Source organism: Tardiphaga sp. 841_E9_N1_2 (assembly GCF_051811065.1).
GTDB lineage: Bacteria > Pseudomonadota > Alphaproteobacteria > Rhizobiales > Xanthobacteraceae > Tardiphaga > Tardiphaga robiniae.
In genome coordinates this window covers 241,994-266,984 of sequence record NZ_JBPWQC010000001.1, presented here as the reverse complement: position 1 = coordinate 266,984, position 24,991 = coordinate 241,994, and the positions used below count along the sequence as shown (strand labels likewise).

Sequence of the window (24,991 nt, the reverse complement as noted above, 5' to 3'; positions counted from 1 at the left end):
ACCGCTCAGAAGCGGCGCGCCAAACCCAGCGCATCGCCGGCGCGGTTCTCGGACTCAACCGCACGCAGGTAGCCCTCGCGCTGCTGCAATCGCGCCCAATAGGCTGTGACGCTCGGCCCGAATTGCGATGCAAGCCCGAGACGATTGGCCAGCAGCAGTGCATAGCCGACGGAAATGTCCGCGGCGGTGAAACGGCCGGCGCAGACATAGTCGTTGCCGGCGGTGATGGTCTCGATCATACGCAACCGTCCAAGAAAGAACTTCGAATAATCCTCGACCACCTGCGGATGACGGCGCTCCTCCGGCTCGAGCTTCGAATAACGCAGCACCAGCGCCTGCGGGAAGGTCAGCGTGGCCTCGCCGAAATGCAGCCAGTTCAGGAACGCGCCGTAGTCCGGCTCGTCGATGCCGACGGCCAGCGGCGTCGGACCGTATTTGGTCACCAGATATTGCGCGATCGCCGCCGATTCCGTCATCCGGATCTCGCCATCGAGCATCAGCGGGATGGTGCCGAGCGGATTGATGCCGAGATATTCCTTGGCAAAGACACGCGGCGGGAACGGCAGCATCTTCAGCTCATAGGGCAGCCCGAGCTCTTCAAGCGTCCATAGCGGGCGGAACGAGCGCGCGCGGGCGCAGTGATAGAGCGTGATCATCGGGCGAGACCTCCAAGCAGGCACGGACTATCGCTGTGCTGCCAGCCAATGAGAAGCAGCCGCGACGCTTCGTCAAGTCTTGCCCTTCTTCGTCAAGACTTGCCCTTCGCTACATGGTCCCGGCAAACCGGCTTCGCCCTTCCCGATCCGACGACACCCATCACCACGCGCACGTCACCGAGGCCGATCACGACGGCTTCGCGCCTCGGTTGCAACTGATGCGGCCAGCGGAAAAGCTCCTCCACCGACAATGACCAGGTGTGTTCCAGCGGGTTCGGCACCGCATGCAGTGGATGATAGAAATTGAACGTGTAGGTCAGAAGGCTCAGCGTATGCGCCGGACCCAATCTGAAGATGAAGTAGCAGACGAGCACCTTGAGGTAATAGACCGGGAAGATGCGCAGCGCCCGGCGCATATAGAAGTCCTTGATGCGGCCGGTCTTGGCCCGTTCGCGTAGCAGCAAACGCGTGATTGGGTAAACACCACCACGCCAATCCCCCGGAAGCCGTCGAACGCCGGAAATTTCTCCAGCCGCTTGGCGACGCCTGCATTCTAACGAGGGTGAAGGCGATTTACATGTCTACCACCTCAGGCGAAATGTTCGGCCTTAACCTGAATGCCCGTTTGCACGGGCGCGTTAGGGTTGACGCCGCCGCGTTTACCACAACCTGGACAAACTTCACTGCGACTCCAACACCGCTTACGATCCGTTAAGAATCTGGGAACAGGCTGGGAACGATCGAAATTGACTCAACTTGTATCGACAAGTGTGAGGGCACTAGATGACCAGGGTTCAGTATCTCAGGGAACAAGCGACCCGCGCCGAACGGTTGGCAAAGACCATTCTGGATGCCGTCACCGTCACGCGACTTGTCGAAGCATCGCACGCATACCGCCAGGAAGCCGATCGCCTTGAGCAACACGAGACGAGCGATCAGGCGACAACGATGTGGATGCCTCACTAGGGCGTGAACACATAAACTTGGAGCGGACGGCGGACGTCCGCTTAGGTGCCGATAACGGACTCAGGTCGGACATCGCCTCAGATCCGAAAGTGCCACAAGCGGAAGTCAACTCATCGAGATGTGCTCGGAAAGGTATCGATGCCGGCCGGCTCTCTCCGGTCGTTCTAGTCGGGCAACCCGAGCTTTCGGAGGTTTTCTGCCATACGGTTCAGAACAGCAGGCGAAAACACCATTGCCTGTTTGAATTTTGAAATCGTCAGATCGGGGTAAGTAAGCATCAACTCCTCGAATGCTTGTCTAGCTTCGCCGACCCGGCCGGCTCCCGACAGGACCGACGCCAAATTGCGATAAATCCAACTAGCGTTTGGCCGTTCTTCGAGGGCGCGCCGATAGAACGCGGCAGCCTTGTCGTATTCTTGCGCTACTTCATGTGCAGAGGCTATTCCCACATAGTTGTTGAAATTCATTGGATCAATCGGGCTCAGGCGCAGAGCGCGCTCGAAATTGTCAATTGCCTTCTGAGGCTGATCGGCATAGTTCTCCAGCCATCCGAGCCTACTCCAGGCCCATGCAGCGTTGGGGTCGAGGCTGACGGCTCGCTCAAGCAGTATACGCGCGGTTCCATGGTTGCGTACAAATGTGTGCACTGCGCCGAGTACCGCCAGAATGATAGGGTCATCGCCACTCATCTCTGCTGCCCGCTCGGCGAGCGATCGCGCCATTGCCTGGCTTCCAACGATGTCGTCCGCCCAGTTATAGACCGAGCGCTGGGCGTGGCACCAACCAGCAAGCGACAAAGCTAGGGGATATTCGGGATCAATCGCGAGCGCCTTTTCGAGGAGTTCAATCGCTTTAGCGCTTTCTTCCTTCTCCAACGCCCAGACATGAGGCATCGCTCTCATAGTATAGTCATAGCTGCTCAGGTCTTGCGGCCGTTTGCGTCGCGACCGCTCAATCTCGGCTATGCGGATGGAAGGCTGTAGAGCGCCTGCCACCTGCTCCGTTATTCGGTCTTCGAGGTCAAAGAACTCGTCGACTGCGCCGTCAAAGCGTGAGCTCCAAACGTGTGCCCCTCCCTCGGTTTCGATTAGCTGAACGATAATGCGGAGGCGATTGCCGACTTTCTGCACGCTACCCTCAAGCAAATAAGCAACGCCCAACTCCTTACCAACGTTGCGCGCATTTATCGCGCGGCCCTTATAGGTGAACGCTGAGCTACGGGCGATGACGAAAAAAGAGCGAATGCACGAAAGAGCTGCGGTAATTGCCTCGACGATACCATCAGCAAGGTAATCCTGCCCCGCCTCAGCGGACATGTTGTCGAACGGCAGGACGACGATGGACGGTTTGTCAGGTAGCGCTAGATCTCGAACTTGTTTCGCAGACGAATTTGACGGGATCGTTGGAGCGCTCTCGCGGGCAAGCCGTATGAGCCATACGCGCATTGGCTCGGCAATATTCTTTAAAGTCTGCTCGCCGATGTCGTCGAAGGCGACGTCGAGCTTGCCGCGAATTTGCCTGTGTGCATCATCGGAGATGCAGATGCCGCCTGGCTCGGCAATTCCCTCAAGACGGGCTGCGATGTTGACACCATCGCCGAAAATATCGTTGTCGTCGATGATGATGTCCCCAACATGTATGCCGATGCGAAATTCAATCCTGAGTTCCGGCGGAACGGCGGCGTTTTGTTGAGCCATCTCTCGCTGGATTTCCACCGAACAGCGCGCTGCATCGACAGCACTGGCGAATTCGACCAGCATGCCATCGCCAGTGGTCTTGACGATGCGACCGCAGTGCGTGGCGATCCTGGGATCGACAAGCGTCTTTCGAAACGTCTTTAGCTCCGCAAGCGTGCGCTCCTCGGCATGACCCATCAACCGGCTATAGCCGGCGACATCCGCCGCCAGCACAGCCGCCAGTCGCCGTTCCACGCGCTCGCCGGGCAAAAAATGCTCCCTGGCTCGGTGAAAAACTATCTGCCTCTACCAAAGCATAGGCGGTGGCTGTTCCGCTAGGTACAATGTCCAAAACAGGTCCATTTGCCGCGCTACGATCAATCAGGACGGGCGGTGAAGTCGGGTACGCCCTGAAAGCTAACTCTTGCGCGCCCAATGATTGTCCCCAATAACCGAGGGCAGCTTCGACGCAATGCATGGCAATTGGAGCCGCGATATTACTCGTCGCAAACAACGCAATGTCGGGAAATGCATCATGGGACGGAAATATCAAAGTATCGTCGAAACGATCGGTAATACGCCGGTAGTGCGGATCAATCGTCTGGCGCCGGAAGGCGTGAATCTCTTCGTAAAAATTGAAGCCTTCAACCCGCTTGGTTCAGTGAAGGACCGATTGGCTCTCGGAGTAATCGAGGCGGCCGAAAAATCCGGAGAGCTCAAGCCTGGTCAGACGGTCATAGAGGCGACAAGTGGAAATACGGGCATTGGTCTTGCCATGGTCTGCGCCGCCAAGGGATACCCGCTTGTGATCACCATGGCAGAACCATTTAGCGTCGAGCGGCGTAAGCTCATGCGGTTCCTTGGAGCGAAGGTCATCGTAACTCCCGCGGCTGAGCGCGCCGTAGGCATGATCAACAAGACCATCGAGCTCGCCAGGGCGCATGGCTGGTACATGACTAGGCAGTTTGAGAATGAAGCCAATCCCGATATTCATTCGCGTACGACAGCGCGTGAGATACTCGACGATTTCTCCGGAGAACGGTTGGATTATTGGGTCACGGGCTATGGAACGGGCGGAACGTTAAAGGGCGTCGCGCGAGTGCTTGCAGAGGAGCGTCCCGAGACGAAGATAGTGGTTTGCGAGCCAGAGGATGCGCAGTTGTTGGCGAGTGGCACCCCGCAGTCGCGAAACTCAGATGGAACTCCGGCCGCCCCGCATCCGACATTCAAGCCCCATCCGATGCAAGGCTGGACGCCGGATTTCATCCCCAAACTCACCGACGATGCCGTCGCAATGAAGGTCATCGATCGCATCTTAGCCATCTCCGGTCCGGATGCCATTCGCTGCAGCAAGGATCTTGCTACCAAAGAGGGCATCTTTGTGGGTATTACCTCAGGCGCAACCTTTGCGGGCGCACTCAAGGTTGCAGCCGAGGCAGAGAAAGGGGCAAATATTCTCTGCATGCTTCCCGATACCGGCGAGCGCTATTTGAGCACACCCCTTTTCGCTGATGTGTCGGCAGACATGAACGAGGAAGAGCTTAATATCTCACGCTCTACGCCGAACGGACAGCTCAAGCCTGGCTCTTGATTTGCAAAGATCGAATAAAAGAACATCCGACGTTATGAGGCCCGGACCGGAACGCGATGCTCTACGCGCCATCAGTTCGCCCGACAGACGTCTCGTTGCGCTTTGAAAGCAGTAATGAATAACTCGAGGCCGGCCGAGGTTAATCCGCTTTCGGTGATCAGATCGAGCCGCATGAGGTTGACTGTTTCTATCGGACCATCACCATAGGCTGATCCGCCGCCGAACAGCTTGTTCATAATTCGCTGTTCGCGGCGCGTTAGCTCGTTCCAGAGGATCAAATCATTTATCGCAAATGCCTCGCGAGAATCATTGCGTGACGTTGCGAGATTAGCCGATCGAGCATCCAACGATGGCGCAAGCGCAGGCGGCGATACTTTCCCGCCATTCGCCATGCAGCACTGACGAATAACCTTGTGCCCGTGCCGCATGGATGTCTTCGCGCAACTCGACATCGCAGCGCAGGAGAGCACGCTGCTGGAGACTGTCACGGATGTGAAGAAGCTCGGCGGCAAGTGCATTCCTGTGTTGGCGGATGTCAGCAAGCTCGAGGATTGCCAGCGCTCGGTTGCGGAAGCGGTCGCGGGTCTCGGCCATGTCGATGTTCTCGTCAACAATGCCGGCATCCTGCGTCTCGCGACCATCGAGGAGACCACGCCCGAACACTGGGACCAGAATCGGACATCGAAGCGATCCTGGACGCGCCCATCTGGACGTTAGGCTTGGGATTTTGGCGCGGTCAGAATGCGGTGACGCCTGGGCCGGCAGCTTTTTTTGCCCCGCGCTGCAACCAACGGGGTTCACGGATGTTGCAGCATTTGCTGGGTGGCCGTCCATAGGAGCGCATCCATGTGTGATTACAGCCTGCACGCGGTCGCCAACCGTCCCGCAGAGGTGGCGGATAGGTTGGTATCGGCAAGATTTCCTTCGACGACGACCAAAGGGTTCGCAAGCTTCGACGATCCAAACGTTGCGGTATGCCTTCGCCCTGGCACCGAGATCGCTTTTGAAGAAAACGTCCGAGTCGATGGATGGGTGTTTCGCCGCAACGTCAACGATCGACTAGCCCGGTTTCGTCAAATTGACATGGGCCAGTATCACAATCACCACGACGCGCTGGAATTCTCAAATGGCAGGATTGTTCTCGTCACCGACCTGAGGCCCGGGCAGAAGGCAATCGTGCTGCAATTACCGGTCAGCCAGGCAATCCAGAAAACCAGGACCGCTGCGCCTGCAGCGACGCCGCGGGCCGCTCGGACCACTCCCTGACGAGCCGTATCGCCAGTAGGCAGAAGAAACCCGCCGGCGCAGCTCGGCGGGTTTTCATTGCATTGGCAGGGTCTTGGCTATGCTCGACGTCTCACGGCATATCGCCGAACCGCAGACCGCCATAACCCGCTCGATACCCGCGGGCGTTTTTTTCTTTGGCTCCCTTGAACCTTTCAGCCACGTCCATCGTACCAATTTGTGCTGGGGATTTCAGGGCCCAGTGTTTAGCCAACGTCGCCGGGGCGATCATACTCCGCTCGGGGCGGCGTTGCGCGTGCGGTCTCCACCCGCCCTCGCCCGCGGGCTTTTGCGGACGCACGCCATCGGCTAGAATGCCAGAATGACGAACACAAAAGCATGGCAGTCCAAGCTGCTCGACGAACCCAGGATCGGCTTTGTTGAAGAGCACGGTTCGCGCGCGGCCAATGCCGAGCGCGCCATGGTCGCCGAGCGCCGGCACAAACCGACGGCATCCCCTCGGACGCCTCCGAAACACGATCCTCTGGCGAAGATCCTAAACGAACCGCGCGTGGGCTTCGAGACTATCCATCGATCCGCCTCTAGGTCGCCAAAATGAATGAGCCGCCCACTGAGGCGGCCTTACGGAGGAGTAAGTTATGCCGAACTGGTTAGGGCCGCTTCTCGCGCTGGTCCTCCTGGTTGGGTTTCTCGGCTTTGCGTTTCGTCAGGGTACGAAGACAAAACCAAATGATGACGACTCCGAGCCGTGGACAAGCGGAGACGGAACTCATCACGGCTCCGACGGCCATTCCTAGGCAGTCACCAGATCAGACCGCTGCCATTTCAAACCAGGCCACTGAGGTCGCAAACCGGCCAGGACGAATAGTCTAGAGCTTCGCCTGGACCGTCCAGAATGATGCATCTTTATCGGACAGGTCATTGTGGATGGTGCTGTCGCTCGGGGCGTGTGGACGCAGTCGCCAGGCCTCCGAATTGATCTCCAATTCGAGCTCGCTGTGCGAAGCTGAGATCACCTTACCTGACACCCGACTTTTGTTTGGGTATTCGAGCGCAAGCGTTTCTCCCGGCGCCACCGATTTGGCGACGACAGAAATCACGGTACCAGTTTTGATATCTTTTCCGTTGATGAAGGCGCTGAGCATCGACGAACTCCCATTTGCTGCTTGCTGATTGGACTTGAATGCAAAGCGCGCCGCACGACGGCACCAGAATGCTGTTTCTCCAGATGTAGGAACGTGCACGCATCCCGGCGGTTCCACCTGGCCACCTCCCACAGAGGGCTCGGGACCAATAGAAAAATTCGGTCCGCGTTTTCGCTCGGGTTCGCAAAGACCTCCGGAAAGGTCGCTACAGCGCGCGGAGGAGGTTCAACGGGTTTTCGACGTTTTGGGCCTTCGTGGCTTGGCCGTCTGGCTGATGGATGGCTCAGCGAAAGACCAAAAGCAGGTGCCACGTCAGAATGACGGATGACGTCCGGTCGGAACGACTGACCACCGAAATTCTAACAATCTGATTTGTTGAGATTTTTTGGTGGGCGCACTAGGGCTCGAACCTAGGACCCGGTGATTAAGAGTCACCTGCTCTACCAACTGAGCTATGCGCCCGGATCCAGATCCGGATATCCCCGTGGGGACGGCGTCGTTTAGCAAAGCGATCCGGGGATGTCCAGCGACGCTGTCACAAAAATTGCACCGTTTTTCGCAATCGCAAAAATGCGAAAAAGCCGCTGGATTTCAGCGGCTTCTTCGTCATTGCGACCGTGGAAAACTGCTCCGGATCAGAGCCGTTCGGCGCCCGGTGCGGGGTTGCGCTCGAATCTGTCGCCGGGGCCACCGGGACCGCGATCGTCGTCATCGCCGAAACGCGGGCGATCGAAGCCGGGAGGGCCGAATCCCTCGCCTTCGAAGCTGCCGCGCTCGAAGCCGGGTCGCGGGCCACGGTGACGCCAGCCGCCCTCCCCGCCGCCGAGGCCGCGGTCCATATGGGTCAGCACTGCCAGTCGCCGCTTCTGCCCGTCATCGAGGGTCTTGTAGAGCGGGTCGGCGGCGTCGGCGATCTTCTTCAGCGCGGCGGCCGTGGTGGCCATGTCGCCGGCGCGCTGCTGCAGGCGTGCGACCGGATTGTCCGGCGTGTCGGTCCGCTTCGCGTCGTCGTCGCGATTCTTGCGCTCGTCCATGCGCGCATTGGCGCGGTCGATGCGCAGCTTAGCGAAATCGCGTACCGCGCTCTCCACCGCCGGCCACATCTTCTCCTGGTCCGGCGTCAGCTTGAGCCCGGCCTTGACCGCGGCGATGCGCGCATCGGCGAAGGCAGCGCGGTCTTCCGGATTTATCCGGACGTGATGATGCATCCATGGACGGTGCTGGGCATAGACCGCGGTAGAACCGGCGATCACGGCAACAGCGGCACCGGCGAGCAAGATCTTCTTCATGGCAACCTCCTTTGGAAAGTTACCTGAAGATGATCCTGCGCCGCCGGACCTTCAACTTACGCTTTGGCCATGTGTTTTCTGGATGTGTTCGTTTTCTGAATATGCATTCACGATGGAACACACTTCAGAATCTTTCGTCACAGCATCCCGAGAACGCGCGGCAGCCACAGCGAGATCTCCGGGATGAAGGTCACCGCAACGAGGAACATCAGCATGGTCAGCAGCCACGGCCACACCGCGATGGTGAGTTCCGTGATGCCCATCTTGGCGATGCCCGACGCCACATAGAGATTGAGGCCCACTGGAGGATGGCACATGCCGACCTCCATATTGACCACCATCAGGATGCCGAGATGCACCGGATGCACGCCGAGCTTGACCGCGATCGGAAACAGGATCGGCGCGGTGATCAGTACGATCGACGACGCCTCCATCACATTGCCGGCGACCAGCAGCAGGATGTTGACGAAAATCAGGAACGTCCACCAGTTGACGCCCATGTCGACGATCCAGGCGGTGAGCTGCTGTGGAATCTGCTCCGAGGTCATCAGGAACGAGAACAGCACCGCATTGGTGATGATGTAGAGGATCATCGCGCTCATGCTGGCTGAGCCGAGCAGCACCCGCGGCACGTCCTTCAGGCCCATGTCCTTGTAGACGAACACCGCGATGATGAAGGCATAGACGGCGCTGACCGCCGCGGCTTCCGTCGGCGTGAACCAGCCGCGATAGATGCCGCCGAGCACGAGGAAGATCAGCAGCAGGCCCCAGATGCACTCGCGGAACGCCTTGAAGCGCTCGCCCCATGACGCCCGCGGCAGCCGCGGATAATCGAACTTCCAGGCGCGATACACCGTGGTGGCGCCGAGCAGCGTCGCCAGCATCAGGCCGGGAATGACGCCGGCGATGAACAACTGGCCGACGGAGGCCGAGGTGACGCGCGCGCCGTCTGGCCCGAGCGCGACGCTGCCACCGGTCGCCACCGCATAGATCACCATCACGATCGATGGCGGGATCAGGATGCCGAGTGCGCCCGACGTCGTGATGACGCCGGCGCCGAACCGCTTCGGAAAGCCCTGCGCGACCATGGCGGGCAGCAGGATCGAGCCGATCGCAATCACGGTCGCCGGTGACGAGCCGGAGATCGCCGCGAACAGCGCGCAGGCCATCACGCCGGCGAGGCCGAGACCGCCATACCAGTGCCCGACCATCGAGGTCGCGAAATTGATCATGCGTCGGGCGACGCCGCCATGGGTCAGGAAATTGCCCGCAAGGATGAAGAACGGGATCGCCATGATCTCGAAATTCTCGATGCCGGTGAACAGTTTCAGCGCCACCGCCTCGATCGGCACCTGGGTCAGGAAGAACAGGAAGGTGAGCACCGTCAGGCCGAGCGCGATCGAGATCGGCATGCCGGTGAGCATCAGCGCAATGAGCAGCGCGAAAATGATGAGCGTGGTCATCGGGCGCCCTCCGGCGTCGGACCAACCGCCGTGTCGACGTCGATACCCTCCACATGGCTGTGATCATGATGCGGCAGATCGTCGAAACGGAAATAGCTGTAGGCGACCTGCAGGAAGCGGAAGCACATCAGATAGGAACCGAGCGGAATGCAGAGATAGACGATCCAGCTCGGCAGCTCGAGATCGGGCGATGTCTGGTCGGTCTGCGACAGACCCATCACGAAGCTCGCGCCCATGGTGCCGATGATGCCGGTGAACAGCGCGCCGCACAGAAGCCCGAACAGGATGGTGCCCTTGCGCCATTTCGGCGGCAGTTGCAGCACCAGCACATCGACGCCGACATGGATGCCGGTGCGCACGCCGTAGGCCGCGCCGAACTTCGCCATCCACACGAACATGTAGATGCAAAGTTCTTGCGCCCAGGACAGATGGATGCCGGCGAGAAACTTATAGGCCGCCATCGCGCCGGGCAGATTGCGATACGACACCACGAAATCGGTGGTGTAGCGATGCGCCACGGCGACAAAGATCACCACCGTCGCGGCGCCGATCAGCGTCGCGATCAGGGTTTCCTCGAGACGATCGAGGATGCGTAATAGAAATTTCAAGATCGTCCCCCACCCGCGGCGAGTATCGGCCTGGACCGTAATCGCGCTGCTCCGTGCTTTTCACTCCGTCATTGCGAGGAGCATTTGCGACGAAGCAATCCAGACTTCGCTTGTGGCTTCTGGATTGCTTCGCTGCGCTCGCAATGACGAACCGTTAGTTCCTTACGACAAGCCTCAATTGGTCTTGGCGTTGGCTTCTTTCTGGAACGCCGCAATCAGATCCTTGCCGACGCGCGACGCCATGTCAGCGGTCACCGGCTCCAGCGCCTTCATCCATTCGGCGCGCTCTTCTGGCTTCAGCTCGTAGAAGGTGGTGGTACCGGCCTTCTTCATCGCGACGATGGCGTCGTCGTTTTCCGTCTGCGACAGGCCGTTGGCATAGGCTGTGGCATCATCCATCGCCTTCTCGACCTGCGGCTTCACGTCGGCCGGCAGACCGTCCCAGAACTTCTTGTTCACGATCACGGCGTAGCCGATATAGCCGTGGTTCGAGAGTGTTATGTGCTTCTGCACTTCATGCATCTTCTGCGTATAGACGTTGGACGGTGTGTTCTCGTTGCCGTCGACGACGCCGGTCTGCATCGCCTGATACACTTCCGAGAAGGCCAGCACCTGCGGGATGGCGCCGAGCGCGCGCATCTGGGCTTCCAGCACCTTCGACGACTGGATGCGCAGCTTCATGCCCTGGAAGTCGGCGACCTTATGCATCGGCTTGTTCGAGGTCATGATCTTGAAGCCGTTGTCCCAGTAAGCGAGACCCTTGATGCCCTTGGGCTCGAGCTTCGCCAGCAGGCCCTTGCCGATCGGCCCGGTGGTGATGCGGGTCAGCGCCGCCTTGTCCGGCAGGATGTAAGGCAGGTCGAACACCTCGAATTCCTTGACGCCGAGCGGGCCGAACTTGGCGAGCGACGGCGCCAGCATCTGTACGGCGCCGAGCTGCAGCGCCTCGACCTCTTCCTTGTCCTTGTAGAGCTGCGAGTTCGGATAGACCTCAACCTTCACCTTGCCATTGGTGTATTTCTCGGCGAGTTCCTTGAACTTCTCCGCGCCCTGGCCCTTCGGCGTGTTCGGCGCGACGACGTGGCTGAATTTGATGACGATGGGCGATTGAGCGGAGGCCGGCCCGGCCAGCGCGAGCGCTGCGATCGACGCTGCGGCTAAAATAAACTTGCGCATGATGTTCTCCCTGTTGGCCATGCGGAGCTGTTTTAAGAAGTCGCTGCGCTTGGATGCCACAGGGAGCTTTATCGTCATCGGCGATCAAACGCCATCGCTCCCTTCGCAGGGGTTGCTGCAAAAGCTTTACTGCAATGCAAAAACGCGGCGTCTTGCGACGCCGCGTTTCGTTGCGCGTATAGGTTTTGGGAAGCGATCAGCTCGCGGCAGCAACCGGCGCCGGCATGTCGCGCGCGCGCTTCATGACGATCTTGTTCAACCCGCCGAGATAGGCCTTGGCCGAAGCGACCAGCGTGTCCGGATCGGCCGCACGCGAGGTCATGGAGCGGCCTTCATGGGCCAGACGCACCGACACTTCCGCCTGCGCGTCGGTGCCTTCGGTGACGGCGTGAACCTGATACAGCTCCAGCTTGGCTTCATGCGGCACCAGCGCCTTGATGCAGTTGAACACCGCATCGACCGGACCGTTGCCCTCGGCCTCCTCGATCTTCACCACGCCGTCGATGTTCAGCTTCATGGTGGCACGCTGCGGACCATGGGTGCCGGCGATCACCGTCAGCGACACCAGCTTGATACGATCATGGGCGGCGGTCATTTCCTGATCGACCAGCGCTTCCAGATCCTCGTCGTAGATGTCCTTCTTGCGATCGGCCAGGGCCTTGAAGCGCACGAAGGCGTCTTCCAGCTGGTTCTGGCCCAGCTTGTAGCCCATCTCCTCCAGCTTGTGGATGAAGGCATGACGGCCGGAATGCTTGCCCATCACCAGCGAGGTCTGCTTCACGCCCACCGTCTCCGGCAGCATGATCTCGTAGGTCTGCGCGTTCTTCAGCATGCCGTCCTGATGGATGCCGCTCTCATGGGCGAAGGCATTACGGCCGACGATCGCCTTGTTGTACTGCACCGGGAACGAGGTTGCGGCGGAGACTTCCTTCGACGCGCGCATCAGCATTGTGGTGTCGATGTTGTTCCAGTACGGCAATTTGTCATTGCGCACCTTCATCGCCATCACAATTTCTTCCAGCGCAGCATTGCCGGCACGCTCGCCGATGCCATTGATGGTGCATTCGATCTGCCGCGCACCGCCGCGGATGCCGGCCATCGAATTGGCGACGGCCATGCCGAGGTCGTTGTGGCAGTGAACCGAGAAGATCGCCTTGTCGGAATTCGGCACGTTCTCGCGCACGCGCTTGAACAGGTCGTAATATTCCTCGGGCACCGAATAGCCGACGGTGTCGGGGATATTGATCGTGGTCGCACCGGCCTTGATCGCCGACTCGACGCAGCGGCACAGGAAGTCGAATTCGGTGCGGGTGCCGTCTTCCGACGACCACTCGACGTCATCGGTGTGGTTGCGTGCGCGCGTCACCGACGAGATCACCAGATCGTGGACGGCATCCGGCTCCATCTGCAGCTTGTACTTCATGTGCACCGGCGAGGTGGACAAGAAGGAATGGATGCGGCCGCGCTTGGCCGGGCGGATCGCCTCGGCGCAGCGGTCGATATCCTTCTGGCCGGCGCGGGACAGGCCGCAGACCACGGCATTCTTGGTGCGCTTGGCGATCTCGTTGACGGCTTCGAAGTCGCCGTCGGAAGCGATCGGGAAGCCGGCCTCGATGACGTCGACACCCATGGTGTCGAGCATCGCGGCGATCTCCAGCTTTTCCTCGAAGGTCATGGTGGCGCCGGGGCACTGCTCGCCGTCGCGCAAGGTGGTGTCGAAAATGATGACGCGGTCCTTGTCGGACTTGTCCTGAACGGACGGGGTGGTCGAAGTCATGAGATATTCCTTAAGTCGGGGCGCATCTGTCTGGGCGCCAGAGGGAGCTGATGGTTCTGAATGTCATGATCCCCTGAGTACCCAGGCCAAACGGCCCAGACGGCGCTCAGGGGCAGATAAGCAGAAGCAGCCCGCCAAGAAGGAGGTTGGAGCGCAGCGCAGCCGGAATCGCGTCGGGACCAGCGGCAACAGCCACTCCCCCGGAAACTCCAACCATGTCGCTGCGAATCAGCATTGCCACACCTTCAGGACCACATCCTCGGCCAAAACCAGTCTCAAGGAAAACCCTTGATGGTTCGTTGCCGACGAGGGCCTGCGGTCGTTCTAGACGACAAATGCGGGGCCCTGCAACGGCTAAGAAGGTCAGGAAGACTGACCTAAATCCTCCTGGGAAGTGCTCGGGCGCGCGGCCGACTGGCCTAGCCAGAACATCCCCAACTGGACGTTTTCGCAGCCACCCTTTTGCCCTAAGACCGAACGGCAATTGCGAGGACAGGACGATGACTTTCGCCAGGGGATTATCCGCTTTCCCGATCACGCCGATGAATACAAATGGCAGGGTCGATACGCCCGCGCTGCGGCGGCTGGTGGCGCCGCAGGCGACGGCCAAGGTCGATTCCATCGGGCTCCTGGGCAGCACCGGTTCTTACCCGTTCCTCAGCCGTGACGAGCGCCGGCGCGCCACTGAAGCCGCCATTGCGGAGGTCAACGGCCGCGTCCCCGTGCTGGTCGGCATCGGCGCGCTGCGCACCGACGAGACGATCGAACTCGCCCGCGATGCCAAGGCGGCCGGCGCCGCCGCAGGCCTGCTGGCGCCGGTGTCCTACACACCGCTGACCGAGGATGAAGTGTTCGAGCACTTCAAGGTGGTTGCCGGCGAGAGCAAACTGTCGATCGTCATCTACGACAATTTTGCCACCACGCATTTCAAGTTCACGCCCGACCTCGTCGGCCGCATCGCACGTATTCCCGGCGTCGTCGCCGTCAAGGGCACCTCGCCCGAAGCCAGCCTCGCCGCAGATCACCTGAAGCAGATGCGTGCCGCCGTGCCATCAGGCTTTTCAGTCGGCTATGCCGGTGACTGGAATTCGATGGAGACACTGCTGGCCGGCGGCGATGCCTGGTATTGCGTGGCGGCGGGCCTGTTTCCAAAGAGTTGTCTGGCCATCACCCGCGCAGCGCAGGCCGGCAATGCCGACGAAGCGCGCCGCCTCAACGGCGCGATGCAGCCGCTGTGGGATCTGTTCAAGCAGTTTTCCAGCCTGCGCGTGATGTATGCGGCTGCGGAGCAGATGGGGATCACCGATGCGAAACCACCGCGCCCGGTGCTGCCGCTGACGGATGCGGCGCAAGAGAAGGTGGCAAAGGTGCTGAAGGAATTGAAGCTGAGTTAAACTAGCCCGCCGTAGCTGTCGTCCCCGCGAAGGCGGGGACCCATAGCCACGGTCGAACTAATCAAAACGGCAAAGTCGCGACGACAACGTACGAACGGCCTCTTCGGCGTGTATGGATCCCTGCCTTCGCGGGGATGACAGCCAGAAAATATCACGTTTTCTTCGCCGCTTTCTTCTTGGCCACCTTCTTCTTCGCGACCTTCTTCACCACAGGCTTGCCTTCCCGCGGCGGCCCTTCCTTCTCCAGCGCCTCGCGGATCAGCGTAAAGTCCTTCTTCGCCTCGCCGTCCACGGTCGGGAAGTGCAGGTCCAGCTTCTCCAGCGCGTTGACGATGGCCGAGCCGATCACCACGCGCGAGAACCATTTGCGATCCGCCGGCACCACATGCCATGGCGCTTCCTCGCAGGAGGTATGCTTGATCAGGTCCTCATAGGCCTCCTGATACTTGTCCCACAGCGCGCGCTCGGCGATATCGGCCGATGAGAACTTCCAGTTCTTCGCCGGTTGCTCGAGACGATCGAGAAAGCGCTCGCGCTGCTCTTCCTTGGAGACGTTGAGAAAGAACTTCAGCACCACGGTGCCGTTGCGCGCGAGATATTTCTCGAAGGCGGTGATATCCTCGAAGCGCTCGCGCCAGATATCTTTTGTCACCAGCTCCGCCGGAATTTTCTGCTTGGCGAGAATCTCCGGATGCACACGGACGACAAGACATTCCTCGTAATAAGAGCGATTGAAGATGCCGATACGTCCGCGCTGCGGCAGCGCTATGGTATGGCGCCACATGAAATCGTGATCGAGTTCGTTCGACGACGGCGTCTTGAACGAATGCACCTCGCAGCCCTGCGGATTGATGCCGTCGAACACGCTCTCGATGGCGCTGTCCTTGCCGGCGGCATCCATACCCTGGAAGATCAGCAGCAGCGACCAGCGGTCCTGCGCATAGAGCTTTTCCTGCAGTTCCTGCAGCCGACGCCGGTTGGCCTCGATGATCTTCTTGCCGGTTTCCTTGTGCAGCCCGCCGCTGCCATTGGTGTCATGCGCCTTGAGGTGGAAAGCTTTCGAACCGTCGACCCGATACGGCTCGATATAGGACTTCAACGCGGACACAACTGGCTTGGCAGACATGAGATCGGCAACTCCGGGACACGGGGATTGCGAGCGTAGCGTGCCGATCCCCGCAATACCAGCAGATCACGCCGCTGGCGTCAGCTGCGCTGTCATAAACGCTGTCACAAACAGCGGCATCGTCGGGGTGAAGTCAGCTTCGCTGCGCACCAGATGAATTCCGCTCAGCTCAGGCGACGCCTGACCGGCAAGATTGGCTTCGATGGTGCTGCGCAGCGTCTCACCCGGCTGATCCGCATCCAGAAGACGCATCATCGCCACCGAGAAATCCGTCACGACGCAGGACCAGCCAGCGTCAGCGCGGTAATCGGCTTCCGTCAGACCGAGCTCTTCCTCGACTTCACGCGTCACACTGCCCGCGATATCGACCACATCGCCGCGCAGGTCGTCCAGATCGGGCGTGCCCGCCGCAAAATAGATGCGTCCGGCATTAGATGTATGTTGCCCCATCTCGCCGAGCACGAAGGCGCCGTCGCTGGCACGCAGCGCGCCCATGCCAAATCCGTTGAACACATCCGGATCGGGACAGCGCCAATCCCGCCACGCCAGAAAGCTCGCAAAATCGGTCTCGAAATATTCCGCGCTAAACTGGTTGCCAGTGAACTGCGCATTGCGCGCCAGCAACACGCGCCCATTGAACAGTTGCGGCTTCTCGGCGCGCTTCAGGGCAAAGTGAGCGTCGATCTCCTCCCGCCGCTCACGCGCGAATGGCCACTGCCAATCGCTGCGTGTGAGGTCGAGTTGCGTGACGCGGTGAATGACCGGCGTCATCATGCGCAGAACCTACTTCGCATTCGTCCCCATCGTCTTGGCGAACTGCTCGACATATTTATTGGTGTAGGTCTTGCTGACATCGATATTGGCCTTGGCCACCTCAGGCGAGCCCTCGCTGAACACGGCGAGCACGGCAGCCGCGCCCTTCGGATCCATCAGCCCCGTCTCCGAATACATCGGGAGCGTGTTCTTGAGCGCTGCGAGATAGAGCTCCTTGTCCTTGCCGACGATGCCTTCGGGCATCTTCGCCATGATCTCTTCCGGCGTATGGCTGTGAATCCATTTCAGCGTATTCATGATCGCGTTGGTCAGCCCCTGCACTTCTTTCTCATGAGCCTTGACCCAGGCCGTCGTCGAATAGAGCGCGCCGCCGGGATATTCGCCGGAGAACACCGCAAGCGTGTCCTTCTGCGTGCGGGTATCGCTGAGAATCGTGAGGTCTTTGTGGCTGCCCTGCAGCACGGTGACGGCAGGATCGAGCATCACCGCGGCTTCGATCTGCCCCTGCTCCATCGCCGCCACTGCCGTCGCGCCGAGGCCAACGCCGATCACAGCAGTACCGGCCGGATCGAGACCGTTTTTCTTGAGCTGATACTTCAGGAAGAAGTCTGTCGACGAGCCCGGCGCGCTGACGCCGACTTTCTTGCCGGCGAGATCCTTGATCGACGTAATCTTGCCGGTGTGCTTCGGCGACACCACCAGCACCAGACCGGGATAGCGGTCATAGACCACGAAGCTCTGCAGCTCCTGCTTCTTGGCGGCGAGATTGACGCAATGATCGAAATAGCCGGAGACCACATCGGCGCTGCCGCCGAGCACCGCTTTCAACGCATCGGAGCCGCCCTTGAGATCGACCAGCTCGACGGCGAGACCCGCTTTCTCATATTCGCCAAGCTGCTTGGCCAGCACGGTCGGCAGATAGCACAGGCACGCCCCGCCGCCGATGGCGATGGTCACCTTGGTTTGCGCTGCAGCGGGATGAACGAGAAACAGCGACAAAAGGCTCGCAAGGAAAAGACGTGCAAGGAATAAACGGCTCAAGCCGGTTTTTATGTTTGTTGTCATTGTTTCCTCCGCTGCTATCAGGCGCGGAGGATAGAGGAGCCTCCGCCGGTTGGAAAGCCGGCACTGGTCAACCCACGTCCCGCGACATAGCATCCGCGCGGCAAATCATTGTCATCCAGGGGGAACGTTCATGAAGCGCATCACCGCAACACTCTCGATCACTGCCGCCTTCGCCGCCGGCTGCCTGATCACGCATCTTGTGCCCGAGGGCATCACGCCGGCGCAGGCTGCGGAAAACATCACCGCGCAGGTCATCCACGTCCCCGAACTCGTCGGCGATGCACTCGGACCCGCCTCGCCCACCGGCTTCCGCTCCAAGATGTTCATGCAAGCCGACGGCGCGACGATCTCGGTGCAGGACGGCAATGTGGTGAAGCACATGCATCCCAACACCAATGAGATCCAGTACATCCTGGAAGGCACCGGCACCGTGTGGCTGGGCGACAAGGAAGTTCAGGTCAAGGCCGGCGACCTCATCATCATCCCGAAGGGTACGCCCCATGGCGGCACCAAGCCGGACGGCAAGCCGTTCCGCGCCATCGCCATCAAGACCCCACCGCAGGCGCCGGACGACACCAAGCCGCTGCCGTAAGCCACGGGCTCTGCTTAACCTCGCCCCGCTTGCGGGGCGAGGTCGGATCACAAGCGACAGCGCGTGATCCGGGTGAGGGGGAGCCAGTGTTTCACTCGCTAGCTCCCCCTCACCCGTCTCGAATGACCTTCGGTCATTCGATCCACCCTCTCCCCGCAAGCGGGGCGAGGGAATCGTCTCAGCTCCGCCCGTCGCTCACCACAGGCTTCCACACCAGCAAGCGCTTCTCGACCATCGTCACGAGAATATCGATGGCGATCACAAACGCCGACAGCACGAACATGCCCGCGAACACGCCGGCCACATCGAATGTGCCCTCCGCCTGCTGGATGACATAGCCAAGCCCCGCCGCGGAGCCGAGATATTCGCCGACCACGGCGCCGACGACGGCAAAGCCCACTGCGGTATGCAGCGACGAGAACATCCACGACAGTGCCGACGGCCAGAACACATGGCGCATCAACTGCCGCTCGCTCATGCCCAGCATGCGGCCATTGGCGAGCACCGTCGGCGAGACTTCCTTGACGCCCTGATAGACGTTGAAGAACACGATGAAGAACACCAGCGTGACGCCGAGCGCGACTTTCGACCAGATGCCGAGCCCGAGCCACAGCGCGAAGATCGGCGCCAGTACCACGCGCGGCAGCGCATTGGCCATCTTCACATAGGGATCAAAGATCGCGGCGAGCCGCGGCTGGCGCGCGAACCAGAAGCCGATCAGCACGCCCAGCGTCGAGCCAATGACGAAGGCCAGCACGGATTCCAGCAGTGTGATGCCGAGATGCTTCCAGATGATCCCGCTAGCGAACCAACTAACAATCTGGCTGCCGACATCCCAGGGGTTGGAGAAGAAGAACGGCGGCAGCAGGATGCGGCCGAACACCGGCACGGTGGTGAGCAGGTGCCACAGCCCGATGACGACCACGGCGACGAGTACCTGACACAGCAGCAATACAGGACGCGTCATGACGCGGCTCCCATACCAGCGGACTGCGCATAGCCCTTCATCACTTCGCCCTTCAGCACGCTCCAGATCTCGCGGTGAAGCGCGTGAAATTCCTTGTCGAGCCGCACTTCGAAAATATCGCGCGGCCGCGGCAACGGCACTTTCCAGTCGCCGATGATGCGCGAGCCCGGCCCTGCCGACATGATGACGACGCGGTCGGCCAGCGCGATCGCCTCTTCGAGATCGTGGGTGACGAACAGCACTGCCTTGCGATCCCTGCTCCACAGATCCAGCAGCAGGTTGCCCATCACCTGCCGGGTCTGTGCGTCAAGCGGCCCGAACGGCTCATCCATCAGCAGGATTTTCGGATTGCGGATCAGCACCTGCGCAAGACCGACGCGCTTGCGCTGGCCGCCCGACAGCATATGCGGATAGCGCCCGGCGAAGGCGCCGAGACCCACCGAGGTCAACCACTCCTGTGCCCGCGCCAGCGCCTCGTCGCGCGCTATGCCCGCGATCTCCAGCCCAATGGCAACATTGTCGAGCGCGGTCTTCCAGGGAAACAGCGCGTCGGCCTGAAACAGGTAGCCCGCCTGCGCGTTCAGTCCGCCCAGCGGCTGACCGAAGATCCGGACAGCACCGGAGGCTGGCGCCAGCAGACCGGCTGCGACATTGAGCAGTGTAGATTTGCCGCAGCCGGTCGGCCCGACAATGGCGACGAACTCGCCATCCGCGACCCGGAGTGTCGCCTTCTCCACCGCCGTATAGATGCGATTGTCGGCAATACCGAACGCCACTGTCGCGTCATCAAGCGCCACCGCCATCGATGCCGCGGCCTCACCTGCCTGCACGCGCGTCCCCCAAAGTGTTTTTGTTCCGGGACTGGCTTAGCGCTGCAGGGTTGATAATTCAACGGTGGGGCCGGGTTGGTGGGCCAGATGCTGCATGGTAGCTTTGCAGCGATGATTTCAGAACTCGGTACATCGATGGCGCCCCATCTTCACCCTCCCCTGGAGGGGGAGGGTCGGGCGGCGCGAACGATGCGCAGCAGCGGTCGCGTTGTCCGGGGTGGGGTGACATGTTCATCCATGGAGCTTCCCATTCACCCCACCCCGCCACGTGCTTCGCACGTGGCGACCCTCCCCCTCCAGGGGAGGGTAAGCGACGACGCACCGCGTAAGATATCCGGCGCATGAGTCCCCTCATCCGCTTCTCCCATATCAGCAAGAGCTTCGACGGCGGCCGCATTCACGCCGTCGACGGTGTCTCGCTCGATGTTGCCGAGGGAGAGTTCCTCGCGGTGGTCGGCGGCTCCGGCTCAGGCAAGACCACGCTGATGCGGCTGGCCAACCGGCTGATCGCGCCGGACGCGGGACACATCACCATCGCCGGCGAGGACGTCGCGCAGGTCGATCCCATCGAACTGCGCCGGCGCATCGGCTATGTGTTCCAAAGCGGCGGGTTGTTTCCGCATATGAGCATCGCCGACAATATCGGCATCACGCCCAGACTGCTCGGCACCCCTGCTAAGGAGATCACCGCGCGTGTCGATGAATTGCTCGATCTGGTACGCCTTGACCGCAAGCAGCATCGCGACCGCTTCCCGCATGAACTCTCCGGCGGCCAGCGCCAGCGCGTCGGCGTCGCGCGAGCATTGGCTGCGAAGCCGCGCATCGTACTGATGGATGAACCGTTCGGCGCGCTCGATCCGCTGACCCGCGATGCGCTTGGCGACGACTACCGCGCGCTGCATCGCAGCCTGGGCCTCACCACCATCATGATCACCCATGACATGACGGAGGCGATCCTGCTCGCGGACCGGATCGCGGTGATGCACTCCGGCAAACTGCTCGCGGAGGGCACGCCCACTCAGTTATCCGAAAGCACCGATCCCTATGTCGGCGAGTTGCTGGGCACACCGCGCCGGCAAGCAGAACGACTTCAGATACTGCTGCCGAAGGATAGTGCGGCGCCCCAAGGCGGCGCGACATGAGCCTGTTCACCGATCCGCGCTGGAGCGACGCGCTCGGGCATCTGCCGGACTATCTTGGTAGCCACGTGCGCGTCAGTCTCGCCGCGCTGGCGCTTGGCCTCGTCATCAGCCTGCCGCTGGCCATCATGGCACGGCACCGGCCGGTGCTGCGCAGCGCGCTGCTCGGTGTGGCCAGCATCGTGCAGACAGTCCCCGGATTGGCGCTGCTGGCACTATTTTATCCGCTGCTGCTGGCGCTCGCAGCGCTGTCGCTGCAATATCTCGGCGCCAGCTTCTCGGCCTTCGGCTTTCTGCCCGCGGTGCTGGCGCTGGCGCTGTATTCGATGCTGCCGGTGCTGCGCAACACCATCACCGGATTGAACGGCGTCGACCCCGCATTGACCGAGGCCGCGCAAGGCGTCGGCATGACACCGCGGCAATCGCTGACCATGGTGGAACTGCCACTGGCATTGCCCGTGATGATGGCCGGCATCCGCACCTCGGCGGTGTGGGTCATCGGCACCGCGACACTGTCGACGCCGATCGGCCAGACCTCGCTCGGCAACTACATCTTTGCGGGCTTGCAGACGCAGAACTGGGTGCTGGTGATCTTCGGCTGCGTCGCCGCGGCAATTCTTGCACTGGCCGTCGATCAATTGCTGGCGCTGATCGAAACCGGCATCCGCCTGCGGAGCCGTATCCGCACCGCCATCGGCGTGTTCGGTATCGCGGCGCTGGTGATCGTCACACTCGCGCCGTCATTCGCCCGCTCCGGCACACGCATCGTGGTCGGTGCCAAGACCTTCACCGAGCAATATGTGCTGGCCGCGCTGATGTCGCAGCGCCTGCAGGCCGCCGGCCTGCCCGCCACGACGCGGCAGGGTCTCGGCTCCAGCGTGATCTATGATGCGTTGGCCTCCGGCGATATCGATGTCTATATCGATTACTCCGGCACGCTGTGGGCCAACCAGTTTCACCGCACCGAGATCCTGCCGCGCGAGAAGTTGCTGACCGAGCTGAAGACGACGTTGGCGAAACAAGGCATCACGCTGTTCGGCGAACTCGGTTTCGCCAATGCCTATGCGCTGGTGATGCCGCGGCAAAAGGCCGAGGCGCTGGGGGTCAGGACCGCTGCCGACCTCGCGGCGCGGAGCGGCAACATGACCATTGCCGGCGATTACGAGTTCTTTTCGCGGCCGGAATGGGCGGGACTGAAAACGGCCTATGGCCTGTCGTTCAAGACCCAGCGCACGATGCAGCCGGATTTCATGTATGCCGCTGTTGCCTCCGGCGAGGTCGATGTCATCGCCGGCTATACCAGCGACGGACTGATCGCGAAATACGATCTCGTGGTGCTGGACGATCCCAAACATGCGATCCCGCCCTATGACGCGATCATGCTGCTGGCGCCGAAACGCGCGGACGATGAGAAGCTGCGCAGCGCGTTGCAGCCGCTGCTCGGCAAGATCGATCTGCCGCTGATGCGCGAGGCGAACCTGCGCGCCGCAGGGAATGATGCGACGAGCTCGCCGGAGAGTGTGGCCCGGTGGATGTGGGACAGGATAAAAAAGTAGGATGGGTAGAGCGTCTTCGCGAAACCCATCAATGGCGAGCCACAAAAGCGATGGGTTTCGCTGCGCTCTACCCATCCTACGAACTCCGGCGTTACAAATTCTTGATCATCCCCGCATCGATCAGCAGGCGATTGAATCGTCGCGCTTCCGCGCCGTCCTTGCAGGCGTAAAACAGTCCCTTGCAGCGAAGCATGATCTTCTTTTGCTCCTCGAAGGACGGGTCCAGCGGAATGCCCGCGGCCTCCTGAATGACCAGCGGCAGATACGGCCCGTCGATCGTGTCCATCACCGTCGCGCTCTTCACCGGTTCGAAATTGATCGCGTCGATGGCGTAGTAGGTCGCGTAGTAGCGCGGGTCGTAACTCTGCAACTTCTTGCCGAGCCCCGCTTCATCCATGTTGGGATCGAGAATGCCCGGCGCGAATTCCGGCTGATGATCGCCATAGCGTACGATCAGGAACGGCTGCGCTGGAAACTGCTTCTTCAGCTTCGCGACGAACGCGCTATAGTGATCGACGCTCATCGCTTGCCGGCGCAGATATTCATCAACCACCGGCACATTGCCGGGCGCACGCCAGCCGGGCGTCATGTCGGGGCGAAACTTAGTTTCCCACGGAAAGTGATTGGCGGCGAGATAGACGAACATGAACAGCGGATTGGCCGGCGGCTGCTCGGCCATCAGGCGCGCTGCTGAATCGTAGAAGAAGCTGTCGGGCTCGACGCCCTTGGCACCAAGATCCTTGGCGTCATAGAAGCGCTCGACGCCAGTGGTGGTCTGGAAGCTGCGCGCGCTCATGAAGGCGCCGAAGGCCGGATAGAGCGAGATGGTGCTATAGCCGCAGCGGCGTAGCGCCAGTGGCAATCCGCGCTCGACGCGGCCCGAAGCAATACGCGTGACGAAATAGGAGAACGGCCCGAACGAGCGCGACGAGAGTCCGGCCAGTACGTTGTATTCGGTGAACCAGCTCGGCCCGCCATTGCTCTCGGCGAGAAATTTGCGCGCCTTGCCATCCCATGAATTGAAGTGGCTGCCATAGCCTTTCGGCGTCTTCACGCCGGCGGCCTGACGGATGTCGAAGGACGACTCGTCATGCACCATGATGATGTGCGGACGACGCCCTGCCGGATGGCAGGAATCCTCCAGCGGCAACTTCAGTCGCTCGGTGATGACCGCGTCGGACTCCATGAAACCGTAGCTGCTGAAGTCCGACACAGCGGTGACGCCGGAGCGGGCGAATTTTGACAGATAGCCGTCATCGTAATAGCCGCGCCAGGCTTCATCGGGCCAGGCCAACGCATATCCCGTCAATGCGGCGAGGCAAGCCGTCAGCGCGGCCAGCGCCGGCAGCCGTCGGATGCGGAACGGATCGAGCCACCACAGCGCATACATCAGTGGCACCACCACGACGGCGGCGCCGATGGCGGACCAGCGCAGGTTCGGAAAGATCGTGAACAGGAAAGCCGCGGTGTCGCGATCGATCACCATCAGGTCGACGAAGTTCGCGGTCATCTGCACCACGTCGTGCTTCAGCCGCGACAGCAGCACGAGGATGACGACTAGGGTCAGCGACAGCGCCCCCGACAGCGCGGGGCGGCGCAAGAGCGCAATCCAGAAGAAGTTGAGAATGGCCCAGGCCAGCACGAAGCCCACTCGCCCCACCAGATCGGTCTCGGTCTGGAACATCACCAGCAACGCGCCGAAATGCGGCGCGGCCACGGCCAACAGCCGCCACACGCTGGTCGGCGCGGCGACAGCAGTTGACGAGACGCTGGGTACTGGATTGAGCGGAGGCGCCATGGCGGCACGCAACACCACCGGCGAGGCCTCGGGCCTGGGCTGGCGACGGCCAGAGGGCGCATGTCGCAGCCGGAAACTGCGATATGTCATTAATTTGTAATGTAATCGTCATGAACGGGCAATGACCTTGGCCCGAACGGGATCGACGGAACCAGCAG

The 24,991-nt window shown here is 60.9% G+C and carries 25 protein-coding genes and 1 tRNA gene; 8 read left to right on the top strand and 18 right to left on the bottom strand.

The window, feature by feature from the left end; genetic code table 11:
• Nucleotides 1–5: 5 nt before the first annotated feature.
• Entirely contained in the window at nucleotides 6–656 is a 651-nt protein-coding gene (locus AB8A50_RS01240) for a glutathione S-transferase family protein (RefSeq protein ID WP_439076475.1), read from the bottom strand.
• A gap of 92 nt (nucleotides 657–748) precedes the next feature.
• Complete coding sequence (locus AB8A50_RS01235) at nucleotides 749–1,120, bottom strand: hypothetical protein (protein ID WP_439076474.1); 372 nt, start codon at nucleotides 1,118–1,120, stop codon at nucleotides 749–751.
• Between the two features lie 319 nt (nucleotides 1,121–1,439).
• Between AB8A50_RS01235 and AB8A50_RS01230 the strand changes: the two genes are divergently transcribed.
• Nucleotides 1,440–1,622: a hypothetical protein gene (locus tag AB8A50_RS01230; RefSeq protein ID WP_093760244.1), complete on the top strand. Its 183-nt coding sequence runs from the start codon at nucleotides 1,440–1,442 to the stop codon at nucleotides 1,620–1,622.
• 164 nt (nucleotides 1,623–1,786) lie between these two features.
• On the opposite strand, the gene AB8A50_RS01225 is transcribed toward AB8A50_RS01230, so the two are convergent.
• Nucleotides 1,787–3,568: an adenylate/guanylate cyclase domain-containing protein gene (locus AB8A50_RS01225; protein ID WP_439076473.1), complete on the bottom strand. Its 1,782-nt coding sequence runs from the start codon at nucleotides 3,566–3,568 to the stop codon at nucleotides 1,787–1,789.
• 265 nt (nucleotides 3,569–3,833) lie between these two features.
• Here AB8A50_RS01225 and cysK point away from each other — a divergent pair, with 265 nt between their 5' ends.
• Nucleotides 3,834–4,889 carry a cysteine synthase A gene (gene cysK / locus AB8A50_RS01220; protein WP_439076472.1) on the top strand — a complete coding sequence of 352 codons (1,056 nt, stop codon included), beginning with the start codon at nucleotides 3,834–3,836 and terminating at the stop codon, nucleotides 4,887–4,889.
• 71 nt (nucleotides 4,890–4,960) lie between these two features.
• Here cysK and AB8A50_RS01215 read toward each other — a convergent pair whose 3' ends face one another.
• Nucleotides 4,961–5,317: a hypothetical protein gene (locus tag AB8A50_RS01215; protein WP_439076471.1), complete on the bottom strand. Its 357-nt coding sequence runs from the start codon at nucleotides 5,315–5,317 to the stop codon at nucleotides 4,961–4,963.
• Between AB8A50_RS01215 and AB8A50_RS01210 the strand changes: the two genes are divergently transcribed.
• Nucleotides 5,316–5,606 carry an SDR family NAD(P)-dependent oxidoreductase gene (locus AB8A50_RS01210; RefSeq protein WP_439076470.1) on the top strand — a complete coding sequence of 97 codons (291 nt, stop codon included), beginning with the start codon at nucleotides 5,316–5,318 and terminating at the stop codon, nucleotides 5,604–5,606. The two genes, AB8A50_RS01215 and AB8A50_RS01210, sit on opposite strands and share 2 nt — an antisense overlap.
• A gap of 129 nt (nucleotides 5,607–5,735) precedes the next feature.
• Complete coding sequence (locus AB8A50_RS01205) at nucleotides 5,736–6,155, top strand: hypothetical protein (RefSeq protein ID WP_231077534.1); 420 nt, start codon at nucleotides 5,736–5,738, stop codon at nucleotides 6,153–6,155.
• Nucleotides 6,156–6,246: 91 nt separating this feature from the next.
• Here AB8A50_RS01205 and AB8A50_RS01200 read toward each other — a convergent pair whose 3' ends face one another.
• The 8 genes from AB8A50_RS01200 to AB8A50_RS01165 form a co-directional block, all read right to left on the bottom strand.
• Entirely contained in the window at nucleotides 6,247–6,615 is a 369-nt protein-coding gene (locus tag AB8A50_RS01200; RefSeq protein WP_439076469.1) for a hypothetical protein, read from the bottom strand.
• Nucleotides 6,616–7,003: 388 nt separating this feature from the next.
• Nucleotides 7,004–7,279: a hypothetical protein gene (locus AB8A50_RS01195; protein ID WP_093760270.1), complete on the bottom strand. Its 276-nt coding sequence runs from the start codon at nucleotides 7,277–7,279 to the stop codon at nucleotides 7,004–7,006.
• 386 nt (nucleotides 7,280–7,665) lie between these two features.
• Nucleotides 7,666–7,741, bottom strand: a tRNA-Lys gene (locus tag AB8A50_RS01190).
• A gap of 173 nt (nucleotides 7,742–7,914) precedes the next feature.
• Nucleotides 7,915–8,568 carry a Spy/CpxP family protein refolding chaperone gene (locus AB8A50_RS01185; RefSeq protein WP_439076468.1) on the bottom strand — a complete coding sequence of 218 codons (654 nt, stop codon included), beginning with the start codon at nucleotides 8,566–8,568 and terminating at the stop codon, nucleotides 7,915–7,917.
• A 137-nt stretch (nucleotides 8,569–8,705) separates the two neighbouring features.
• Complete coding sequence (locus tag AB8A50_RS01180; protein ID WP_093760320.1) at nucleotides 8,706–10,031, bottom strand: TRAP transporter large permease; 1,326 nt, start codon at nucleotides 10,029–10,031, stop codon at nucleotides 8,706–8,708.
• Nucleotides 10,028–10,639: a TRAP transporter small permease gene (locus tag AB8A50_RS01175; protein ID WP_439076467.1), complete on the bottom strand. Its 612-nt coding sequence runs from the start codon at nucleotides 10,637–10,639 to the stop codon at nucleotides 10,028–10,030. Before AB8A50_RS01175 ends, AB8A50_RS01180 begins: the two co-directional genes overlap by 4 nt.
• Nucleotides 10,640–10,813: 174 nt before the next feature.
• Nucleotides 10,814–11,815: a TRAP transporter substrate-binding protein gene (locus AB8A50_RS01170; RefSeq protein ID WP_309946505.1), complete on the bottom strand. Its 1,002-nt coding sequence runs from the start codon at nucleotides 11,813–11,815 to the stop codon at nucleotides 10,814–10,816.
• Between the two features lie 196 nt (nucleotides 11,816–12,011).
• Complete coding sequence (locus AB8A50_RS01165; RefSeq protein WP_093760326.1) at nucleotides 12,012–13,592, bottom strand: 2-isopropylmalate synthase; 1,581 nt, start codon at nucleotides 13,590–13,592, stop codon at nucleotides 12,012–12,014.
• A gap of 500 nt (nucleotides 13,593–14,092) precedes the next feature.
• On the opposite strand from AB8A50_RS01165, the gene AB8A50_RS01160 reads away from it, so the two are divergent.
• Nucleotides 14,093–14,986 carry a dihydrodipicolinate synthase family protein gene (locus AB8A50_RS01160; RefSeq protein ID WP_439076466.1) on the top strand — a complete coding sequence of 298 codons (894 nt, stop codon included), beginning with the start codon at nucleotides 14,093–14,095 and terminating at the stop codon, nucleotides 14,984–14,986.
• A 151-nt stretch (nucleotides 14,987–15,137) separates the two neighbouring features.
• Here the strand turns inward: AB8A50_RS01160 and AB8A50_RS01155 are convergent, their stop codons facing one another.
• The 3 genes from AB8A50_RS01155 to AB8A50_RS01145 form a co-directional block, all read right to left on the bottom strand.
• Complete coding sequence (locus AB8A50_RS01155) at nucleotides 15,138–16,112, bottom strand: polyphosphate kinase 2 family protein (RefSeq protein ID WP_439076465.1); 975 nt, start codon at nucleotides 16,110–16,112, stop codon at nucleotides 15,138–15,140.
• Nucleotides 16,113–16,178: 66 nt separating this feature from the next.
• Nucleotides 16,179–16,886, bottom strand: coding sequence for an NUDIX hydrolase (locus tag AB8A50_RS01150; RefSeq protein ID WP_439076464.1), 708 nt, complete (start codon nucleotides 16,884–16,886; stop codon nucleotides 16,179–16,181).
• Nucleotides 16,887–16,895: 9 nt separating this feature from the next.
• Nucleotides 16,896–17,951, bottom strand: a complete 1,056-nt coding sequence (locus tag AB8A50_RS01145) for an ABC transporter substrate-binding protein (protein WP_089267889.1) — start codon at nucleotides 17,949–17,951, stop codon at nucleotides 16,896–16,898.
• Between the two features lie 130 nt (nucleotides 17,952–18,081).
• Here AB8A50_RS01145 and AB8A50_RS01140 point away from each other — a divergent pair, with 130 nt between their 5' ends.
• Nucleotides 18,082–18,543, top strand: a complete 462-nt coding sequence (locus AB8A50_RS01140) for a cupin domain-containing protein (protein WP_068738428.1) — start codon at nucleotides 18,082–18,084, stop codon at nucleotides 18,541–18,543.
• A gap of 178 nt (nucleotides 18,544–18,721) precedes the next feature.
• On the opposite strand, the gene AB8A50_RS01135 is transcribed toward AB8A50_RS01140, so the two are convergent.
• Nucleotides 18,722–19,510 (bottom strand): ABC transporter permease, encoded by a 789-nt coding sequence (locus AB8A50_RS01135; RefSeq protein ID WP_120290422.1) that lies wholly within the window; start codon nucleotides 19,508–19,510, stop codon nucleotides 18,722–18,724.
• Nucleotides 19,507–20,313 (bottom strand): ABC transporter ATP-binding protein, encoded by an 807-nt coding sequence (locus tag AB8A50_RS01130; protein ID WP_439079899.1) that lies wholly within the window; start codon nucleotides 20,311–20,313, stop codon nucleotides 19,507–19,509. Before AB8A50_RS01130 ends, AB8A50_RS01135 begins: the two co-directional genes overlap by 4 nt.
• Nucleotides 20,314–20,681: 368 nt before the next feature.
• On the opposite strand from AB8A50_RS01130, the gene AB8A50_RS01125 reads away from it, so the two are divergent.
• Nucleotides 20,682–21,482: an ATP-binding cassette domain-containing protein gene (locus tag AB8A50_RS01125; RefSeq protein WP_439076463.1), complete on the top strand. Its 801-nt coding sequence runs from the start codon at nucleotides 20,682–20,684 to the stop codon at nucleotides 21,480–21,482.
• The gene (locus tag AB8A50_RS01120) at nucleotides 21,479–23,035 is read left to right on the top strand and encodes an ABC transporter permease/substrate-binding protein (protein WP_439076462.1); all 1,557 of its coding nucleotides are present in this window, start codon (nucleotides 21,479–21,481) and stop codon (nucleotides 23,033–23,035) included. Before AB8A50_RS01125 ends, AB8A50_RS01120 begins: the two co-directional genes overlap by 4 nt.
• Nucleotides 23,036–23,126: 91 nt before the next feature.
• Here the strand turns inward: AB8A50_RS01120 and AB8A50_RS01115 are convergent, their stop codons facing one another.
• Entirely contained in the window at nucleotides 23,127–24,833 is a 1,707-nt protein-coding gene (locus AB8A50_RS01115) for a sulfatase-like hydrolase/transferase (RefSeq protein WP_439079898.1), read from the bottom strand.
• Nucleotides 24,834–24,991: the final 158 nt, after the last annotated feature.